The sequence below is a fragment of the Streptomyces sp. AK02-01A genome (assembly GCF_033795305.1).
Classification (GTDB): Bacteria; Actinomycetota; Actinomycetes; order Streptomycetales; family Streptomycetaceae; genus Streptomyces.
Genome location: NZ_JARBAE010000015.1, coordinates 1 through 16,889, shown reverse-complemented (window position 1 = coordinate 16,889; position 16,889 = coordinate 1). Strand labels below are relative to the sequence as shown.

18 protein-coding genes are annotated in these 16,889 nt (G+C 70.3%); 10 read left to right on the top strand and 8 right to left on the bottom strand.

Features of this window, described 5'->3' with window-relative positions; genetic code table 11:
- Positions 1–39 precede the first annotated feature (39 nt).
- Complete coding sequence (locus PV679_RS16380; RefSeq protein WP_319681094.1) at positions 40–930, bottom strand: LysR family transcriptional regulator; 891 nt, start codon at positions 928–930, stop codon at positions 40–42.
- A gap of 81 nt (positions 931–1,011) precedes the next feature.
- Here PV679_RS16380 and PV679_RS16375 point away from each other — a divergent pair, with 81 nt between their 5' ends.
- From PV679_RS16375 to PV679_RS16340, 8 genes are all read left to right on the top strand, one after another.
- Positions 1,012–1,698, top strand: coding sequence for an MOSC domain-containing protein (locus PV679_RS16375; protein ID WP_319680981.1), 687 nt, complete (start codon positions 1,012–1,014; stop codon positions 1,696–1,698).
- A gap of 52 nt (positions 1,699–1,750) precedes the next feature.
- On the top strand, positions 1,751–2,113 hold the full coding sequence (locus tag PV679_RS16370; RefSeq protein WP_319680980.1) for a hypothetical protein: 363 nt from the start codon (positions 1,751–1,753) through the stop codon (positions 2,111–2,113).
- Between the two features lie 22 nt (positions 2,114–2,135).
- Positions 2,136–2,906: an SDR family oxidoreductase gene (locus PV679_RS16365; RefSeq protein ID WP_319680979.1), complete on the top strand. Its 771-nt coding sequence runs from the start codon at positions 2,136–2,138 to the stop codon at positions 2,904–2,906.
- 156 nt (positions 2,907–3,062) lie between these two features.
- Positions 3,063–4,172 (top strand): substrate-binding domain-containing protein, encoded by a 1,110-nt coding sequence (locus PV679_RS16360; protein ID WP_319681092.1) that lies wholly within the window; start codon positions 3,063–3,065, stop codon positions 4,170–4,172.
- Positions 4,173–4,356: 184 nt separating this feature from the next.
- Complete coding sequence (locus PV679_RS16355) at positions 4,357–5,691, top strand: sugar ABC transporter substrate-binding protein (RefSeq protein ID WP_319680978.1); 1,335 nt, start codon at positions 4,357–4,359, stop codon at positions 5,689–5,691.
- The gene (locus tag PV679_RS16350; protein WP_319680977.1) at positions 5,688–6,680 is read left to right on the top strand and encodes a sugar ABC transporter permease; all 993 of its coding nucleotides are present in this window, start codon (positions 5,688–5,690) and stop codon (positions 6,678–6,680) included. Before PV679_RS16355 ends, PV679_RS16350 begins: the two co-directional genes overlap by 4 nt.
- Complete coding sequence (locus PV679_RS16345; protein ID WP_319680976.1) at positions 6,677–7,609, top strand: carbohydrate ABC transporter permease; 933 nt, start codon at positions 6,677–6,679, stop codon at positions 7,607–7,609. Before PV679_RS16350 ends, PV679_RS16345 begins: the two co-directional genes overlap by 4 nt.
- Before the next feature lie 80 nt (positions 7,610–7,689).
- Entirely contained in the window at positions 7,690–8,751 is a 1,062-nt protein-coding gene (locus PV679_RS16340) for a hydroxyacid dehydrogenase (RefSeq protein WP_319680975.1), read from the top strand.
- A gap of 107 nt (positions 8,752–8,858) precedes the next feature.
- Here the strand turns inward: PV679_RS16340 and groL are convergent, their stop codons facing one another.
- The 4 genes from groL to PV679_RS16320 form a co-directional block, all read right to left on the bottom strand.
- Entirely contained in the window at positions 8,859–10,484 is a 1,626-nt protein-coding gene (gene groL / locus PV679_RS16335; RefSeq protein WP_319680974.1) for a chaperonin GroEL, read from the bottom strand.
- Positions 10,485–10,579: 95 nt separating this feature from the next.
- A complete protein-coding gene (gene groES, locus PV679_RS16330) occupies positions 10,580–10,888 on the bottom strand; it encodes a co-chaperone GroES (protein ID WP_023539274.1) in 309 nt (102 codons plus the stop codon).
- Between the two features lie 394 nt (positions 10,889–11,282).
- Complete coding sequence (locus PV679_RS16325; protein ID WP_319681105.1) at positions 11,283–11,603, bottom strand: hypothetical protein; 321 nt, start codon at positions 11,601–11,603, stop codon at positions 11,283–11,285.
- On the bottom strand, positions 11,600–12,595 hold the full coding sequence (locus tag PV679_RS16320; RefSeq protein WP_416069735.1) for a polysaccharide deacetylase family protein: 996 nt from the start codon (positions 12,593–12,595) through the stop codon (positions 11,600–11,602). Before PV679_RS16320 ends, PV679_RS16325 begins: the two co-directional genes overlap by 4 nt.
- Before the next feature lie 83 nt (positions 12,596–12,678).
- On the opposite strand from PV679_RS16320, the gene PV679_RS16315 reads away from it, so the two are divergent.
- Entirely contained in the window at positions 12,679–13,896 is a 1,218-nt protein-coding gene (locus tag PV679_RS16315) for a class I SAM-dependent methyltransferase (RefSeq protein WP_319680973.1), read from the top strand.
- Between the two features lie 41 nt (positions 13,897–13,937).
- Here the strand turns inward: PV679_RS16315 and PV679_RS16310 are convergent, their stop codons facing one another.
- Positions 13,938–14,300: a hypothetical protein gene (locus PV679_RS16310; protein WP_319680972.1), complete on the bottom strand. Its 363-nt coding sequence runs from the start codon at positions 14,298–14,300 to the stop codon at positions 13,938–13,940.
- Positions 14,301–14,370: 70 nt separating this feature from the next.
- Positions 14,371–15,021, bottom strand: a complete 651-nt coding sequence (locus PV679_RS16305) for a hypothetical protein (RefSeq protein WP_319680971.1) — start codon at positions 15,019–15,021, stop codon at positions 14,371–14,373.
- Positions 15,022–15,248: 227 nt separating this feature from the next.
- Here PV679_RS16305 and PV679_RS16300 point away from each other — a divergent pair, with 227 nt between their 5' ends.
- Positions 15,249–15,773: a potassium channel family protein gene (locus PV679_RS16300; protein ID WP_319680970.1), complete on the top strand. Its 525-nt coding sequence runs from the start codon at positions 15,249–15,251 to the stop codon at positions 15,771–15,773.
- Positions 15,774–15,809: 36 nt separating this feature from the next.
- Here PV679_RS16300 and PV679_RS16295 read toward each other — a convergent pair whose 3' ends face one another.
- Positions 15,810–16,724, bottom strand: coding sequence for a hypothetical protein (locus tag PV679_RS16295; protein WP_319680969.1), 915 nt, complete (start codon positions 16,722–16,724; stop codon positions 15,810–15,812).
- Positions 16,725–16,889: the final 165 nt, after the last annotated feature.

The following is a 16,889-nucleotide window of genomic DNA, read 5'->3' as shown; positions in this document are numbered from 1 at the left end:
GGTGTCAGCGACGCGTCAGCCGCGGGACCGCGAGCGCCGTCAGCGCGCGGCGGCCAGGACCAGGTGGTCCAGCGTGGCCGCCACGGCCGGGACCCTCGCCAGGTCCGGCAGGGTCAGCGCGACGATCTCCCGGTGGACCGGCGGCTCGACCCTGAGCGTGCGGACACCCTTGGGCCGCACCGACTCCAGTGCCAGCTCCGGCAGCATCGCCACCCCGAGGCCCGCCGCCACCAGGCCGATCACGGCCGGATAGTCGTCCGTCGCGAAATCGATCCGCGGCGTGAACCCGGACTTCTCGCAGGCGTCGACAAGCTGTGTGCGGCAGCGCGGACAGCCCGCGATCCATGGCTCCTCGGCCAGCTCGCCCATGGCGGCCTGCTCCGCGTCCGCGAGCCGGTGGCCCTCCGGGACCAGGCCGACGAGGCGGTCCACGAGCAGTGGACGCACGACGAGGTCGTCCCATTCCGCGGCGGATCCGCCGTACCGGAACGCGAGAGCCACATCGCAGTCGCCGCCGCGCAGCAGCTCGGCGGACGCGGGCGGTTCGGCCTCGACGAGCGAGACCCTGGTGCCCGGATGGGCCGCGCGCAGTGCGGCGAGCGCGGTCGGGACCAGGGTGGAGCTGCCGCTGGGAAACGACACCAGCCGCACCCGGCCGGCCCGCAGTCCGGCGATGGCCGCGATCTCCTCCTCCGCCGCGACGAGTCCGGCGAGGATGCCCGTCGCGTGCCGTACGAGCACCTCACCGGCCTGCGTCAGCCGCATCTCACGGCCGGTGCGGACGATCAGCGGGGTGCCCGCGGACGATTCGAGCGCCTTCATCTGCTGGCTGACGGCGGGCTGTGTGCAGCCCAGCTCGCGCGCGGCCGCCGAGAAGGAACCCGTGGCGGCCACGGCGCGCAGAACACGGAGATGACGGGCTTCGATCACCGTCACACCATAAGCGTGTCTTGGAGTGTGCCGCTCATTAACGGGCGTTCGTTTGAGGAGTGGGCCGATATCGTGCCGCGTATGAAGCTTCTGACCGTGAATGTGGGCCGGCCCAAGGCCGTGGAGTACAGCGACGCCCCGGGCGGCGCCACGGGAATCGACAAGCGTCCGGCCGACGGTCCCGTCCGGCTGGCGGATCCCGGCCCCAAGGGAAAGGGCGCGAGCGGTGTCGCCGGCGACACGGTCTGCGATCTGCGCCACCACGGCGGCACCGACCAGGCCGTGTACGCCTTCGCGCGGGAGGATCTGGACTTCTGGGAGCGGGAGCTGGGACGGCCGCTGGCCAACGGCGCCTTCGGCGAGAATCTCACGACGTCCGGCCTCGACATCACCGGCGCGAAGATCGGTGAGCGCTGGCGGATCGGTTCCGACGTGGTGCTGGAGACGACGAGCGGGCGGATTCCGTGCCGTACGTTCCAGGGCTGGCTCGGCGAGCGGGGCTGGGTCCGGCGCTTCACCCGGCAGGCCGTGACCGGAGCGTATCTGCGGGTCATCACGCCGGGTGAGGTCCGCGCGGGCGACGCGATCGAGATCGTCCACCGGCCCGCTCATGAGGTGACGGTGGCCATGGCCTTCCGGGCCGTCACTCTGGAGCGGGAGCTGCTGCCGCGCGTCCTCGCCGCCGGTGAGGCGCTGCATCCCGAGGAGCTGAGGACGGCGCGCGAGTACGCCGCCAAGCTCGGCGCCGGCGTGGTGAAACAGCTCTGAGCTGGGGCGCGTTGGACGGAATACCTGGTGTGTACGGGAGCAGGCGGCGCGGATGGACCGGGTGCGGCTCCCGCCCGGAGAGCGGGCCGAGGTCGTGGTGCGGGTGCGGCCCGGTGAGCCGGAGGTGCCGGACGGCTCGCTCGCGGCGCGTGAACGGTTCTTCGAGCTGAGGGCACCGGGGATCAACGGCCGCCGGATGGACAGGGGACGGATCGACGAGACCGTCACACGCGGTACGACGCAGACCTGGACCGTGCGGAACGCCAACGGGATGCCGCACAACTTCCGTACACGGCGTGCGGTTCAGGATCCGCTGTACCACGAGGACCTGGGAATGACGGGCCAGTTCGTGGTGGTGGAGAAGGGCAGGAAGGCGGGCCCTCCCGCCGCGCGCCACGTACATCAGGGGCACTGACACAGGCGCTAACGTGCCGCGTATGACGACTGCTTTGATTACGGGTGCGACAGCGGGGATCGGCGCCGCCTTCGCGCGGCGGCTGGCGGCGGACGGGCACAATCTCGTGCTCGTCGCCCGCGACACCGAGCGCTTGCAGGACCAGGCCACCGAGCTGCACGACCGGCATGGCATCGAGGCCGAGGTGCTGACCGCCGACCTCTCCACCGACCACGGGATCGCGTCGGTGGAGACACGGCTCTCGGATCGCAGGCAGCCGGTCGATCTGCTGGTCAACAACGCGGGCTTCGGGAACAAGGGGCGTTTCCTGGATGTCCCGATGGCCGACGAGCTGACCATGCTGAAGGTGCACTGCGAAGCGGTGCTGCGGCTGACCTCGGCGGCGGTCGTGGGCATGAAGGCGCGCGGGCGGGGCGGGATCATCAATGTGGCGTCGACGGCCGCGTTCGTGCCCCGTGGGACATACGGCGCCTCCAAGGCGTGGGTCGTGCAGTTCACCCAGGGCGTGGCGGGGGATCTGGCGGGCTCCGGAGTACGGCTGATGGCGCTGTGCCCCGGCTTCGTCCGGACCGAGTTCCATGAACGGGCCGGTATGAGTACGGAGGCCATCCCCGGCTGGATGTGGCTGGACGCGGACAAAGTGGTGCCGGCCGCGCTGGCGGATCTGGCGCGCGGAAAGGTCGTGTCCGTGCCAGATCCGCGATACAAGGCGCTGATGGGCGCGGCGAAGCTGACGCCGCGCGGGCTGCTCGGCGGGATCACCTCGAAAACGCGCAAGTACGGCCCCCAGTAGGCGGCCTCTGGGCAGGCGGCCTCTGGCGGCGGATCCGTCGCCGCGCGAACGACTTGATCGAATGATCGAATCTTCCGGCATTCGATCGGGCGCATTAGGGTCGTGACATCCAGGACATCGCCGGTCCGGGACATCACACGCGAGAGGGCCGTCACCGTGCGCGAAGGTGCCGCTGAACGTCATGACCGTCTGCTGAACCTGGTCCGCGAGCGCGGCACCGTACGGGTGTCGGACCTCGCCGCCCGGCTCGGCGTCTCGCCCGTCACGGCGCGGCGGGACGTGGAGGCGCTGGCCGTCCGCGGGCTGCTCGACCGGGTGCACGGCTCGGTGTCCTGGCCCGAGCGGCAGGGCCCGGCGGGCATCGCGCCGGGCGGCGGCGGCCCGGTCCTCGGCATGCTGGCGCCCGCCGCCGCCTACTACTTCGCCGAGGTGATCCGCGGAGCGCACGAAGCCGCCGCGCGCCTGGGTGCCCGGCTGATCCTGCGGGTCTCGGACTACCGGCCGGAGGACGACGCGGCGCACGCGGCCGGGCTGCTGGCGGCCGGCGCGGAAGGACTGCTTCTCGCGCCGAGCTGGACGGAGCCGGGCCATCAGGCCGAGTACAGCGGCTGGATCGCGCGGCTTCCGGTGGACACGGTGCTGGTGGAGCGCCGAGAGGTGCCCGGCGGGCCGCTGGCCGGCCTGGACCGGGTCTGCTCCGACCACGCGCACGGTGTGCTGCTCGCCGTACGCCACCTCGTACGGCTGGGACACCGGGCGCCGCTGCTGGTCGCGCGGTCGGACAGCCCGACCGCGCTGGCCGTACGCGCCGGTTACGGCGAGGCGCTGGACTCGCTGGGACTCCGCGCGCCGCTGCCGGTGATCGATTCCACCTCGGCCGAGCGGGATCCGGAGCGCTTCGAGGCAGCGGCGCGGGCGCTGTGCGCGGCGGTGCGGGCCGGAGAGGCGACCGCCGCGCTGATGCACAACGACGAGGACGCCATCCGGATGGTGCGGCGCCTCGCGGAGCTGGGCGTACGGGTCCCCGGCGACCTGGCCCTCATCACCTATGACGACGAGGTCGCGGCCCTCGCCGACACTCCGCTGACGGCGGTCGCTCCGCCCAAGCGTGAGGTGGGCCGGTGTGCGGCCGAGCTGCTGGTCCAGCGGCTGACCGCGCCTGCCGGAGCGGCGGAGGACGAGCCGCGCCGGCATGTGGAGCTGCTGCCCCGGCTGCGCGTGCGGGCCTCCTGCGGCGCGGCCGGAGCGTCCGTACCGCACACCTGACCGGCCGGCCGCCGGGCCGGCTCCTGAGCCACCGCGCGCGCCACCTCCCGAGTCGATTCCGACGCGATTTCACCGCTCGATTCGATCATTTTTCGATCAATCAATCTTTCGTACTTGACTCCGCTCACGGCGGATCGAAGTATCACGGCCACCGCCTGTCCCCCGTACGCACAGGAGCCGCGCCGTGAGCCGAAGTTGGTCCCGTCCCTTCCACGCCGTGGCCGGCGCCGCCACGGCGCTCGCCGCGCTCGCCGCCCTCACGGCGTGCGGCGGCGGCGCCGACGCTCCGGCCGGATCCGCCGACGCTCCGGTGACCCTCACCTTCTGGGCCTGGACCAAGGGATCGAAGGAGGTCGTGGACGCGTTCAACGCCTCCCACGACACGATCAAGGTGAAGTTCGAGGAGATCCCGTCCGGCGGCCTCGGCGGATATCCCAAGATCGCCAACGCGGTGAAGGCGGGCATCGCTCCCGATGTGCTCTCCATCGAGTATCCGCAGCTCTCCCAGTTCGTCAGCCAGGGCTCGCTCCAGGACCTCAGCGGCTATGTGACCGACGACATCGAGAAGAAGTTCCTGCCGGGCGCCATCCAGTTGACCACTCTGGGCGGACGCAACTGGGCGATCCCGTTCGACGCCTCACCGCAGGTCTTCTACTACCGCACGGACTTCTTCCAGCGGCACCACATCGCACCGCCGCGCACCTGGGCCGAGTTCCGCGCGGCGGCCCGGCGCGTGAAGCAGGTGTCACCGAAAACCAGGATCGCCACCTTCTTCCCGGACGATCCGACGTTCTTCCAGGCGATGGTCTGGCAGGCCGGCGCCCGGTGGTTCAGGACCGGCGAGGACGCCTGGGGCGTCGACACCACGGATCCCGCGTCCCTGAAGACCGCGACGTACTGGCAGGGCCTGATCGACGACGAACTGGTCAGCACCGCCTCGTCGTTCAGCCCGGAATGGACCAGCTCTCTCAAGCAGGGCACCACGGTCGGCTATCTCGGCGCGTCCTGGAGCGCGGGCGTGCTCGCGGGCATCGTGCCGGAGGAGAAGGGCAAATGGGCCGCCGTACCGGTGCCGAGCTGGGACGCGGCCGAACCGGCCAGCGGCATGATCGGCGGCTCCACCTTCGCCGTGAGCAGGACCAGCGAGAAGACCGCCGCCGCCGTCGAGTTCGCCCTGTGGATGTCCACCAGCGAGGCAGGTATCAAGGCGCGAATCGGAGCGAGCACATCGAGCGCCCTGCCCGCCTCGCCCGCCATGGTGCCGGTCGCCCGCAAGGCCTTTGACACCAGCTTCTACGGCGGCCAGGACCTCTACGGCCTGTACGCGAAAGCCGGAGCGTCGATCAGCCCGGGCTGGGTCTGGGGCCCGAGCACCGGCGCCACCAACGCCGCGCTGGGTGACGACCTCGGCGCGGTCGTCGGCGGCGCCTCCACTCTCCGCCACGCTCTCAAGACGGCCCACGACGCGACCGTCACCGATCTGAAGAAGCGCGGACTGAAGGTCGAGGACCCCTCATGACCACCGAGACCGGCACCAGCGGGACCAGCACCGGCGCTACCAGTACCAGCGGGACCAGCACCGGCACGACGCGTCGTGGCCACGGCCCCGGCGTCAGCGCCAAGACCCGAACCGGCGTGGCCGCCGGTGTGCTCCTCGCTCCTTTCTTCGTCCTGTTCACCGTCGCGATGGTGATCCCCATCGGCTACGCGCTCTGGCTGAGCCTGTTCACCGAGAAGCAGTCCGGGCTGGGATTCGACGGGCCCAGGACCGTCTTCCATGGCCTTGGCAACTACGCGGACGCCCTGGGTGACCAGGCATTCCGCGACGGCTTCTGGGTGCTCCTCGGCTACTGCGCCTTCTATATCCCGCTGATGGTCGGCGGCGCGCTGATCCTTTCGCTGCTGCTGGACACGGCACTGGCCCGCGCCCGCCGCTTCTTCCAGCTCGCGCTCTTCCTGCCGCACGCCATCCCGGGGCTGATCGCCGCGCTGATCTGGATCTATCTCTACACACCGCAACTCAGCCCGGTCGTCCAGGCCATGGAGGCCGGCGGCCTCGGCTTCGACTTCTTCTCCTCCGAAGGCACCCTGCCCTCGGTGGTGAACATCGCGCTGTGGGAATGGCTCGGCTACAACGTCGTGATCTTCTACGCCTCCCTCCAGGCCATCGACCGCTCGCTGCTGGAAGCCGCGACCGTGGACGGCGCCGGTCAGTGGCGGCTCGCTCTCAGCATCAAATTCCCTCTGATCCGCGCCTCGTTGGGTCTGGTGCTGCTCTTCACCGTCATCGGTTCGCTCCAGCTCTTCACCGAGCCGCTGATCCTCAGCCGTGGCTCGGGATCCGCGGTCACCAGCACCTGGACGCCCAATATGTACGCCTACAGCGCCGCCTTCGAACGCAACGACTACGGCCTCGCGGCCGCCGCGTCCGTCCTCATCGCCCTTGTCGCCGCCGCGCTCTCCTTCGGCGTCACCCGCTTCTCCAACCGGAAGGAGGCACGGGCATGACGTCTCCTCTTGTGGTCGACCCGGCCACCCGGCTCCCGTCCCCGCGTCCCGGGACCGCCGGCCGCACTCCTGTCCGGGCGACCCGTCCCGCCACCAGCCGCCGGCTGTCCAGGTCCGCCGTCAACGGAGCGCTGCTGCTCGCCGCCGCGTACACCCTCTTCCCTCTGATCTGGCTTGTCACCGCCGCCACCAAGGACGCCGGCAACCTGCTCGGCGGCGATGTGTTCTCCTTCGAGGGCTTCAGCCCCGGCCAGAACCTCTCGACCCTGTCGTCCTACCAGGACGGCATCTACTTCCGGTGGTACGGCAACTCCCTGCTCTACGCGGGCGTCGGCGCCCTCGGCTGCTCCCTGGTGAGCGTCGCGGCGGGCTACGCCTTCGACAAATACCGGTTCCCGGGCAAGGAGAAGCTGTTCGCCGTCGTCCTGCTGGGCGTACTGCTGCCCTCCACGGCGCTGTCGCTCCCGCTCTATCTGCTGGCGGTCAGGACAGGCACCATCAACACCTACTGGTCGGTGCTGATCCCCGTGCTGGTCAATCCGTTCGGCGTGTATCTGTCCCGGATCTTCAGCGCCGGCTATATCCCGAACGAGGCTCTGGAGGCGGCCCGCATCGACGGCGCGGGCGAGCTGCGCGCCTTCTGGTCGATCGGCCTGCGCATGATCATGCCGGGCTTTGTGACCGTCTTCCTCTTCCAGTTCACCGCGATCTGGAACAACTTCTTCCTCCCCCTGGTGATGCTCTCCGACCGGAACCTCTACCCGCTGAGCCTCGGTCTCTACAACTGGCACAGCAACGCGAACAGCGACCCGACCTTCTATCCGATGGTCGTCACCGGCTCCCTTCTCGCCGTCACCCCTCTGATCATCGCTTTCGTCTCCCTGCAACGACACTGGAAGGCCGGACTCACCGCCGGCAGCGTCAAATGACCAGCGTCAGATGAGCAGCGTCAGATGACCAGCGTCAGATGACCAGCGCCCAGTGACCCACGAGGAGCTTGAGTTCCACCATGCACCACACCACTGACAACCGGCCCTCCTCCGGCGGCCGGACGCCACGCGACCGGCCGTCCGCACTGCTCTCCATGGGTCCCGGAATCGCGGAACGGCTGCTCACCGAGGACCACCGGGCCCGGCTGACCGGCCTCGTCCGTACCGATCCCACGCTGATCGCGCATCAGCTCTCCGACCCGGCGCCCGCCGTCGCCGCCGCCCTCGCCGAGGCCGAACTGCTCCTCACCTGCTGGGGCGCGCCGCCGCTCACCGCCGGCGTCCTCGATGCCGCGCCCCGGCTGCGGGCCGTCGTCCACGCCGCCGGTACCGTCAAGCACCACATCACGGACGCCTGCTGGGAACGCGGCATCGCGGTCACCTCGGCCGCCGCCGCCAACGCGCGCCCGGTCGCCGAGTACACGCTCGCCGCGATCCTCTTCGCGGGAAAGAACATCCTGGGTTCCGCCCAGCGCTACCGGAATCTCCGCACCGACCACGACTGGCGGGAGGAGCTCGGCCGCTCGGGCAACTACCGCCGTACGGTCGGCATCGTCGGAGCCTCCCGTATCGGCCGCCGCGTCATCGAGCTGCTGCGCCCCTTCGATCTCGATGTCCTGCTGTACGACCCGTATGTGGACGCGGCCGGCGCGGCGGCGCTCGGCGTGGAGTGCGTACCGCTCGACGAACTCTGCGCCCGTGCCCAGGTCGTCTCCGTCCACGCTCCGCAGCTTCCGGCCACCCGCCATATGATCGGCGCCGCACAGCTCGCCGCGATGCCGGACGGCTCGACCTTGATCAACACCTCGCGCGGCTCGCTCATCGACGAGAGCGCGCTGCTGCCCGAGCTGGTCTCCGGCCGGCTGCGCGCCGTGCTGGATGTCACGGAGCCCGAGCTGCCGCCCGCCGACTCCCCGTTGTACGACCTGCCGAATGTGCTGCTGACGCCGCATGTCGCGGGCTCCCTGGGCGGCGAGATCCACCGTATGGCCGATCAGGCGCTCGACGAGGTGGAGCGCTATGCGCGAGGACTGCCGTTCGCCGATCCCGTGCATCCGGCGGCGCTGGACCACTCCGCGTAGCGCGCCGCGCTCCCGGACCCGGCGGACGCCGGAAAGCACCGCGAACGCGCCGAGGCCCGGTGCCCCCGCGAAGGGGCACCGGGCCTCGGTGCGTTCAGCCGTACGCGTCAGTGGCTGTGGCCGTGGCCGCCGTGACCGGCGTCGGACTCCTCCTCGGCCGGCTTCTCGACGACCAGGGTCTCGGTCGTGAGCAGCAGGGAGGCGATGGACGCGGCGTTCTCCAGCGCGGAGCGCGTGACCTTGACCGGGTCGATGACGCCGGCCTTCACCAGGTCGACGTACTCGCCGGTCGCGGCGTTGAAGCCGTGGCCCTTGTCCAGCTCCGACACCTTGGAGGTGATGACGTAGCCCTCAAGGCCGGCGTTCTCGGCGATCCAGCGCAGCGGCTCGACGACGGCGCGGCGGACGACGGCGACACCGGTGGCCTCGTCACCCTCCTTGCCGAGGTTGCCTTCGAGCACCTTGGCCGCGTGCACCAGAGCGGAGCCACCACCGGAGACGATGCCCTCCTCGACCGCGGCGCGGGTCGCGGAGATGGCGTCCTCCAGACGGTGCTTCTTCTCCTTCAGCTCCACCTCGGTGGCGGCGCCGACCTTGATCACGCACACGCCGCCGGCCAGCTTCGCGAGGCGCTCCTGGAGCTTCTCGCGGTCCCAGTCGGAGTCCGTGGACTCGATCTCGGCCTTGATCTGGTTGATACGGCCGGCCACGTCGCCGGAGTTGCCACCGCCGTCGACGATGGTCGTGTCGTCCTTGGTGATGGTGACGCGGCGGGCGGAGCCCAGCACGTCCAGGCCGGCCTGGTCGAGCTTGAGGCCGACCTCCTCGGCGATGACGGTCGCACCGGTGAGGGTGGCGATGTCGCCGAGCATGGCCTTGCGGCGGTCACCGAAGCCGGGAGCCTTCACCGCGACCGCGTTGAAGGTGCCACGGATCTTGTTGACGACGAGAGTGGAGAGCGCCTCGCCCTCGACGTCCTCGGCGATGATCAGCAGCGGCTTGGAGCCACCCGCCTGGATGACCTTCTCCAGCAGCGGGAGCAGGTCCTGGATGGAGGCGATCTTGCCCTGGTGGATCAGGATGTACGGGTCGTCGAGGACGGCCTCCATACGCTCCTGGTCGGTCACCATGTACGGCGACAGATAGCCCTTGTCGAAGGCCATGCCCTCGGTGAAGTCAAGCTCCAGACCGAAGGTGTTGGACTCCTCGACGGTGATGACGCCGTCCTTGCCGACCTTGTCCATCGCCTCGGCGATCAGCTCGCCGACCTGCTGGTCCTGCGCGGAGAGCGCGGCCACGGCGGCGATGTCGGACTTGTCCTCGATCGGGCGGGCGGTCGCGAGGAGTTCCTCGGACACGGCCTTGACCGCCGCGTCGATGCCCTTCTTCAGGGAAGCCGGGGAGGCGCCGGCGGCGACGTTGCGCAGGCCCTCGCGGACCAGCGCCTGGGCCAGCACGGTGGCGGTGGTGGTGCCGTCACCCGCGATGTCGTTGGTCTTGGTCGCCACCTCCTTCACGAGCTGCGCGCCCAGGTTCTCGTACGGGTCCTCGATCTCGACCTCACGGGCGATCGTGACACCGTCGTTGGTGATGGTGGGGGCGCCGAACTTCTTGTCGATGACGACGTTGCGGCCCTTGGGGCCGATCGTCACCTTCACCGTGTCGGCAAGCTTGTTGACGCCGCGCTCAAGGGCGCGACGGGCGTCCTCGTCGAACTTCAGGATCTTCGCCATGGGAGCTTCTGTGTCCTCTCAAATGAGATGCGCCCCTGTCCGCCCGGCGTTCGCAGGGGGGCCAGGGGCGCATCTCAAAAGCGATCTTGGGTGAATTACTTCTCGATGATCGCGAGCACGTCGCGAGCCGAGAGGACGAGGTACTCCTCGCCGCTGTACTTCACCTCGGTGCCGCCGTACTTGCTGTACAGAACGACATCACCGACGGAAACGTCGAGCGGGAGCCGCTCGCCGTTCTCGAAACGGCCCGGGCCCACAGCCAGGACGACGCCCTCCTGGGGCTTCTCCTTGGCGGTGTCCGGGATAACCAGGCCAGAGGCCGTGGTCTGCTCGGCGTCGAGCGGCTGGACCACAATGCGGTCCTCAAGCGGCTTGATGGCAACCTTGGTGCTGGCGGTCGTCACGATCCGACCTCCCCCTTCGGAGATCTCACGGGGTTAACTGTCTGAGTGGCGACCAGGTGGGCCCGTCGTCGCGGGTGCCGGACCTGCCAGTCGCGCTTTGGCACTCTCCAGTGGGGAGTGCCAGACCTGAGACTATGACCGCGATTAGCACTCGGTCAAGCGGAGTGCCAATGCGCGTCGGCGTGGCGGATTGGTCTCGACTGGAGAACGAGGCCGCCGGGACCCTGGTTTCGTACGACCGTATGAAGATGCGTTGTATGAACGCATGCACCGGTGAGACGGCCGAGAGGCGTCCGCGCGGCGGTACGGAGGGCACCCGCCGAGCCCGCCGCGCCGACGCCCCGGCCGGCCACGCGCCCCGCCCCGGGCGCGCGCCGTATCCGGGCCCGGAGGCTTACGGGAAGTCCTCCTGACCGCCCGTCGCGGCGCCCTGTTCCCAGATGCCTCGCAGCAGCCGTTCCTGCCGGCCGCAGACCTCTCGCGGCTGCTCCCCGTGCGGCAGCCGCGTCCTGACCAGATGCGGCTTCACTCCTTCCGGGCCCGGATGGCCCAGAGCATGGACCGACGCGTGCGGGCTCACCTTCTGCGCCGCCTTGCGGCCCAGCCGTTCGATCGGGTCCACGGACGGCGCGCACCCGGTCAGCAGCGCGCCGCAGCCGGCGAGGAGCGCACCGGCCGCCAGCAGGCCGGCCAGTAGCCGGTGCGCCGGTCTCATACGTAGTCCTCCAGCTTGGCCACGGCATAGCCCCTGCCGGTGATCGTCTTCATCACCTGGCGGATCATGTCGGGCATGGTGCCGTTCCAGTCCCCGGGCCCGCGGAAGTGCGTGAGGATGATGTCGCCGGAGTGCAGGTCCTCGTCCCACTCGCGCCATTCCATATGGTCGGGGAACGCCTCGGACGCCCACAGCGGCGCGGCCTTCACCCCGCACTCCTTGGCGGCCCTCAGCGTGTCCACGTTGTAGTTGCCGTACGGCGGACGGAAGAGCGGAGGCCGCTTCCCGAACCGCTGCTCAAGGTTGTCCTGCTGCTCGCAGATCTCCCGCTTCTGCTCCTCGTACGACAGACCGGGCATGTAACGGTGGTTGATGGTGTGGTTGTGCAGGGACACGCCGCGGTCCTGCATCTGCTTGAAGTAGCCGTAGTTGTCCTTGGTGACGTAGTCGCTGAGGAAGGCGCTGTACGGGATCTTCAGCTCACTCATCATCCGCAGCAGTTCCGGGTCCTTCTCGGCGCCGTCGTCCATGGTCAGGAAGACGACCTTGTCCTTGACCGGAACGGTGGTGAAGATCGGCGGCAGCTCGTCGCCGCCCTCGACCTCGAAGCCCTGGCGGGTGGTGATGCGCGGCTTGACCGCGGGCGGCGGCGGCGCCGCCAGCGGGGTCGCGGCGAGCCCCCACTTCTTGGCCGCGATGGCGCGCGCCGCCTGGGTACGGCGCACGTTCTCGGCGTACTCGGCGCGGGCACCGGCCGAACCGGGCTGGTGTTTCCCGGCCACCTGCTGACCCGGCCTGCCCTCGGCCGCCGTATGGCTCTGCTGCCCGGCCGCGCCCTTGGCCGGCGGCGACTTGGCCGATTCACCGGTCTCCACACCGCATGCCGAGCCGACAGCGGCGACCAGAAGCGCCGCCAGAACCGCACGGCTCCGCCTGCCTCTCTTCGCCATCACTCTTGTCACCATTTTTTCGTTTTGTCGTACTAGCTGCATGGCGTCGCATCCTGTCAGCGCGCGGCGCCGCCGCCCGGCCGACACTCGCCGCCCGGCACGCACCATCGCCCGGCTGGCCCACAATGGGGCGGGTGACCGACCGCGTTCCCTCCTCCTCCCTCGCCGATCTGCTCTCCGCCGAGGGCCAGGCGCTCCTCGCCGAGCTGCGCGACCACGACCCCGCGCGGGAACTCGCCCTCGCCACCCGGCTGCGCCGCGAGCACCCGGCCGAGCTGGTCTCGGCGGCCCTGGCGCAGGCGCGGCTGCGCCAGCGCGCGGTGGCGAAGTTCGGCGCGGAAGACGCATACCGCATGTACTTCACGCCCAACGGCGTCGAACAGGCCACGCGCTCCAGCGTCGCCGCCCACCGGGCCGCCCGGTTCCACGACCTCGCTCCGGCGGCGGCCGTCACCGACCTCTGCTGTGGCATCGGCGGCGACGCGATCGAGCTGGCCCGCGCCGGCTTCGCCGTGACGGCCGTCGATCTCGACCCGCTGACCTGCGAGATCGCCAGGACCAATGTGCGGACCCTGGCGCCCGGCGGCCCGGACCCGACGGTGATCCGCGCCGATGTCCTGGAGTACGACCTGACCGGAGCCCGCGCCCTCTTCATCGATCCGGCGCGGCGCGGCGGCCGAGGCAGGATCTTCGATCCGGAGGCGTACTCACCACCGCTGTCCTGGGCGGTCGACGCGGTACGCCGAGTGGGCACCGGAGCCGTCAAGATCGCGCCCGGCATTCCGCACGAACTGATCCCGGACGATTTCGAGGCCGAGTGGATCTCGGACGGCGGCGATGTCAAGGAAGCCGTGCTCTGGTACGGCGCAGACGGCCCGGAGGCCGTCGTCCCCGGTGCCCGCCGCGCCACGCTCCTGCCCTCCGGCGCCACGCTCACCGGCCGCGGCCTGCCCGACCCGTCCGTCCGCAAGACCGGCCGGTTCCTGTACGAACCGGACGGCGCCGTCATCCGCGCGCATCTGGTCGCCGAGGTGGCCGAAGAGCTGGACGGCGGCCTGATCGACGAGACCATCGCCTACATCACGGCCGACGAACCGCGGCCCACGCCGTACGCCACCGCCTACGAGATCACCGACGAACTGCCCTTCAGCCTCAAGAGGCTGAAGGCCCTGCTGCGCGAACGCGAGGTGGGCATCCTCACGGTGAAGAAGCGCGGCTCCGCGGTCGAACCGGAGGAGCTGCGCCGCCGTATGAAGCTCAAGGGCCCGGGCACCTCGACGGTCTTCCTCACCCGGGTGGCGGGCGCGCCCACGATGCTGATCGGCCATCCGGCACGGACCTGACCTCCGGGCCCGCACCCGCTCCGGCGGCCTCCGGCGATGCCCTAGAGGTCGGTCAGCTCATCCGCGTAGATCTGCGACAGCGGCTGCGGGCCCACGTACTGCTGGCAGTTGCACTGCCGGAGCTCGTAGCGCAGCGGCTTCTTGTCCTCGTCCCACTCCGTCGGCACCTCCACGTCCTCGTGGCACTTGCCCCGCCGGTCGTGCTTCGCCAGATGGTGCGTGCAGCCACAGATCGGCTCCGGTGGTTTGTGGGCCTCCTCCAGGGCCCGCCGCTCCTTCTCCACCAGCTTGAAGCGTTCGACTTTCCGCTCATGCCGGGTCTGCAGCGCTGTCCGGCCCGTGTCGGCTATCCAGCCGAAGCCGCCCACGAGGAAGAAGATGAAAATCCACCAGAGCCAGTCCATCCGCCGCCCCTTAACCTGAATGGCGCATGTATAACCTCTTCAGGATATGACGGACGTGAGGAAACCCGCCTCAGCGGTGCGCGCCGCCGCCACCGCGCACCGGGCCCGGTGTAAGCAATCGCTCTGACCAGCTCTGATGCCGGAGCGACTGAGTGACTCCCAGCAGACCGGTCACCAGCACCGTGATCCCGAGGCCCAGCGCGTACACCGTCTCACCCACGGTGACCGATTCCGTTCCGGCGCCGGTCGGACGGACGGCGCGGACGGTCTCCCACACTCCCAGCAGACACAGCACCACGGACGGCAGCAGCCAGACGACGGACCGCCAGTGCGCCCGCAGGCGCACATCCGTCGCACGGTCCGGGCCGAGCGCCGCCCAGGCGTCCAGCCGCTGCCGTATGTCACGGCCTCTGCTCAGCCAGAAACCGACCGCGACCGCCGCCGGCACCAGGAACACCGCCGCGAGCACCAGCGCCACCAGTCCGGTCACCTGACCCAGACCGCCCTGCTCGAAGCTCTCGATCGCCAGCCCCACGGCCGCCCAGCCGACCACGGCGACCGCCGCCACCAGCCAGAGCAGCACCAGCCGTCCGATCCCGAGACCGCGCCCGGTCAGCGTCACCATGGCCGCGGCCCGGTCGGCGAGCCGCGCCTCACGGTCGGGCCAGGGACATGTCTCCTCGGGCGGCGGAGGCGGCGGCAGCGCAGCTCGGCTGATCATTGGGCAGAGGTTAGCGGTACGTGGCGGTGTGACGCGGCCAGGGTGCCCGGCGGTACGGCACGGGCCGGTACAAGCCGGTACGGGGTCCGCACGGCCGGTCCCGGCGGCACGCGGATGTGTGTCGGACGCCGCCGCCTCACCGCTCACCAGTAGTTTCATGGCGAAAGCCCGGCTCCCGCCGCGCATCTCCTCCGCGCGTCCACCGCTCCCGCCGACCGAGGTCCGCCATGCCGCCACTGTCCCTCCCGTATCTGCTGAAGAGGCTGCTGCGAAGTGAGCACTGGCGGCGGCTCCATGTCCGCGCCTCCCTGTGGGCAGCGCTGATCACCGTGCTGGTCCTGCTGTGCGGCTCGTGGCTCATCGTGGTGGTCGAGACTCCGGCGGCGAAGGCGACCATCACCTCGTTCCCGCTCGCGCTGTGGTGGTCCGTCGAGACCGCCACCACGGTCGGATACGGAGACCTGTATCCCGTCACGGCGTGGGGGCGCGTCATCGCCACCGTGGTGATGCTCGCCGGGATCTCCATGTTCAGCATCGTCACCGCGTCCCTCGCCACCTGGTTCGTCAGCGGCGCCGCACACCGCGTGCACGAACTGGCGGTGGCCTTCGAGCGGTTCGGCCGGGAAGGGCGAGCGGGCGCCTCGGACGAGCTGCGCGCGCTCCACACCCGCTTCGACCGCCTGGAGAAGATCGTCAAGGACACGAAGATCGTCAAGGACACCGGGAGGCCGCCCGCCTCCCGGGACGACTGACCCGACGGCGGCGCCGGGCCGGGCGCCCGCAGGCGGTCAGTCGGCGAATCCGGTCAGCTCCCCGGTCTCCGGCGTGACGCCGACCGGACCGGGAAGCTCGACCTGACCCCGCAGAGCCGTGCGGAGCTGTTCCACCCGGGCGCGGACCCCCTTCGGTGCCCGCGTGTCCTCCGGCCCGGCGGGCGGCGGCTCGTCCCGGCACAACCGGCACAGCCCGTCCGGGAGTTGGGCCGGAACACCTGGGACGCCGCAGTCCGTGCACTCCATCACGCGCCGGGGACGCGGAGGCTCCGGCGGGAGTTTGGCGAGGAGCCGGGCGCGTACGAAGCCGTACGGCGCGGCCACCTCCACCGGCAGGCCCGCCGTCAGCGCCTGGACGAGCTGGGCCCGGCCCGCGCCGCGCTCGAACCACCGCGCCGCCAGCTCCTCCAGTGCCCCGCACTCGGGCTCGGAGAGCGTGAGTCGCGCGTCGGTCCGGCCGAGCGCCGCGAGGATGTCGTACGCCTCGGTCCGGGCCCGCGCCGAAGGCTCCGGCCGGGACGAAGGCTCCTGCGGGACGTCCGCGCCCGATGTGAACGCGTCCCACCACTCGTTGTCCCTGGCCGCCCGCGACCAGTGCGTGCGCCACACCCATCGCACCGTCCCGTCGTGGCCGGTGACCGCCTCCCGGTGGCGGCGCAGATGTCCCGCCCGGGAGAGGTTGTTGAGCACGGTCCGCACGGCGCACTGGCCGTAGTCCGCGAGATGTTTCGCGAGGGTCTTCACCGAGATGTCGGAGCCCTCGGGCAGCCGGTCGACATAACCGGCGACCGCCGCCTCACGCTTGGGCAGATGTGCGAAGTCGTCGGCGCGGCGCGGGCTTTGGCAGGGAGCGAGCCGCTTTCCGTACCCCGGATTGGCGTGGGGATGGGCGGACGGACGCGGAGCGGGATTAAGCTGCTGAACAGCCATCAGATCGTGGGTGCTTTCGATCTCGTTGGTCAGACCCCTGCGATGTGTTGGTAGCACCCGCGGGGGTCGTTCTTTGCGCCGCACGCTACACGCAAGTGCCACTGCGTGGCGACTCGGTCACGAAAAGTCATCTCCGCTGGCGGGCCGGGCACTTCAAGGGTGGGT

What these genes read in the sequence shown, in the direction of transcription:
- PV679_RS16375 (WP_319680981.1), top strand. Translation starts at nt 1,012, where the DNA reads ATGAAGCTTCTGACCGTGAATGTGGGCCGGCCCAAGGCCGTGGAGTAC.
- PV679_RS16370 (WP_319680980.1), top strand. Translation starts at nt 1,751, where the DNA reads ATGGACCGGGTGCGGCTCCCGCCCGGAGAGCGGGCCGAGGTCGTGGTG.
- PV679_RS16365 (WP_319680979.1), top strand. Translation starts at nt 2,136, where the DNA reads ATGACGACTGCTTTGATTACGGGTGCGACAGCGGGGATCGGCGCCGCC.
- PV679_RS16350 (WP_319680977.1), top strand. Translation starts at nt 5,688, where the DNA reads ATGACCACCGAGACCGGCACCAGCGGGACCAGCACCGGCGCTACCAGT.
- PV679_RS16345 (WP_319680976.1), top strand. Translation starts at nt 6,677, where the DNA reads ATGACGTCTCCTCTTGTGGTCGACCCGGCCACCCGGCTCCCGTCCCCG.
- PV679_RS16340 (WP_319680975.1), top strand. Translation starts at nt 7,690, where the DNA reads ATGCACCACACCACTGACAACCGGCCCTCCTCCGGCGGCCGGACGCCA.
- groL (WP_319680974.1), bottom strand. Translation starts at nt 10,484, where the DNA reads ATGGCGAAGATCCTGAAGTTCGACGAGGACGCCCGTCGCGCCCTTGAG.
- PV679_RS16325 (WP_319681105.1), bottom strand. Translation starts at nt 11,603, where the DNA reads ATGAGACCGGCGCACCGGCTACTGGCCGGCCTGCTGGCGGCCGGTGCG.
- PV679_RS16320 (WP_416069735.1), bottom strand. Translation starts at nt 12,595, where the DNA reads ATGCAGCTAGTACGACAAAACGAAAAAATGGTGACAAGAGTGATGGCG.
- PV679_RS16315 (WP_319680973.1), top strand. Translation starts at nt 12,679, where the DNA reads ATGGGGCGGGTGACCGACCGCGTTCCCTCCTCCTCCCTCGCCGATCTG.
- PV679_RS16310 (WP_319680972.1), bottom strand. Translation starts at nt 14,300, where the DNA reads ATGGACTGGCTCTGGTGGATTTTCATCTTCTTCCTCGTGGGCGGCTTC.
- PV679_RS16305 (WP_319680971.1), bottom strand. Translation starts at nt 15,021, where the DNA reads ATGATCAGCCGAGCTGCGCTGCCGCCGCCTCCGCCGCCCGAGGAGACA.
- PV679_RS16300 (WP_319680970.1), top strand. Translation starts at nt 15,249, where the DNA reads ATGCCGCCACTGTCCCTCCCGTATCTGCTGAAGAGGCTGCTGCGAAGT.
- PV679_RS16295 (WP_319680969.1), bottom strand. Translation starts at nt 16,724, where the DNA reads ATGGCTGTTCAGCAGCTTAATCCCGCTCCGCGTCCGTCCGCCCATCCC.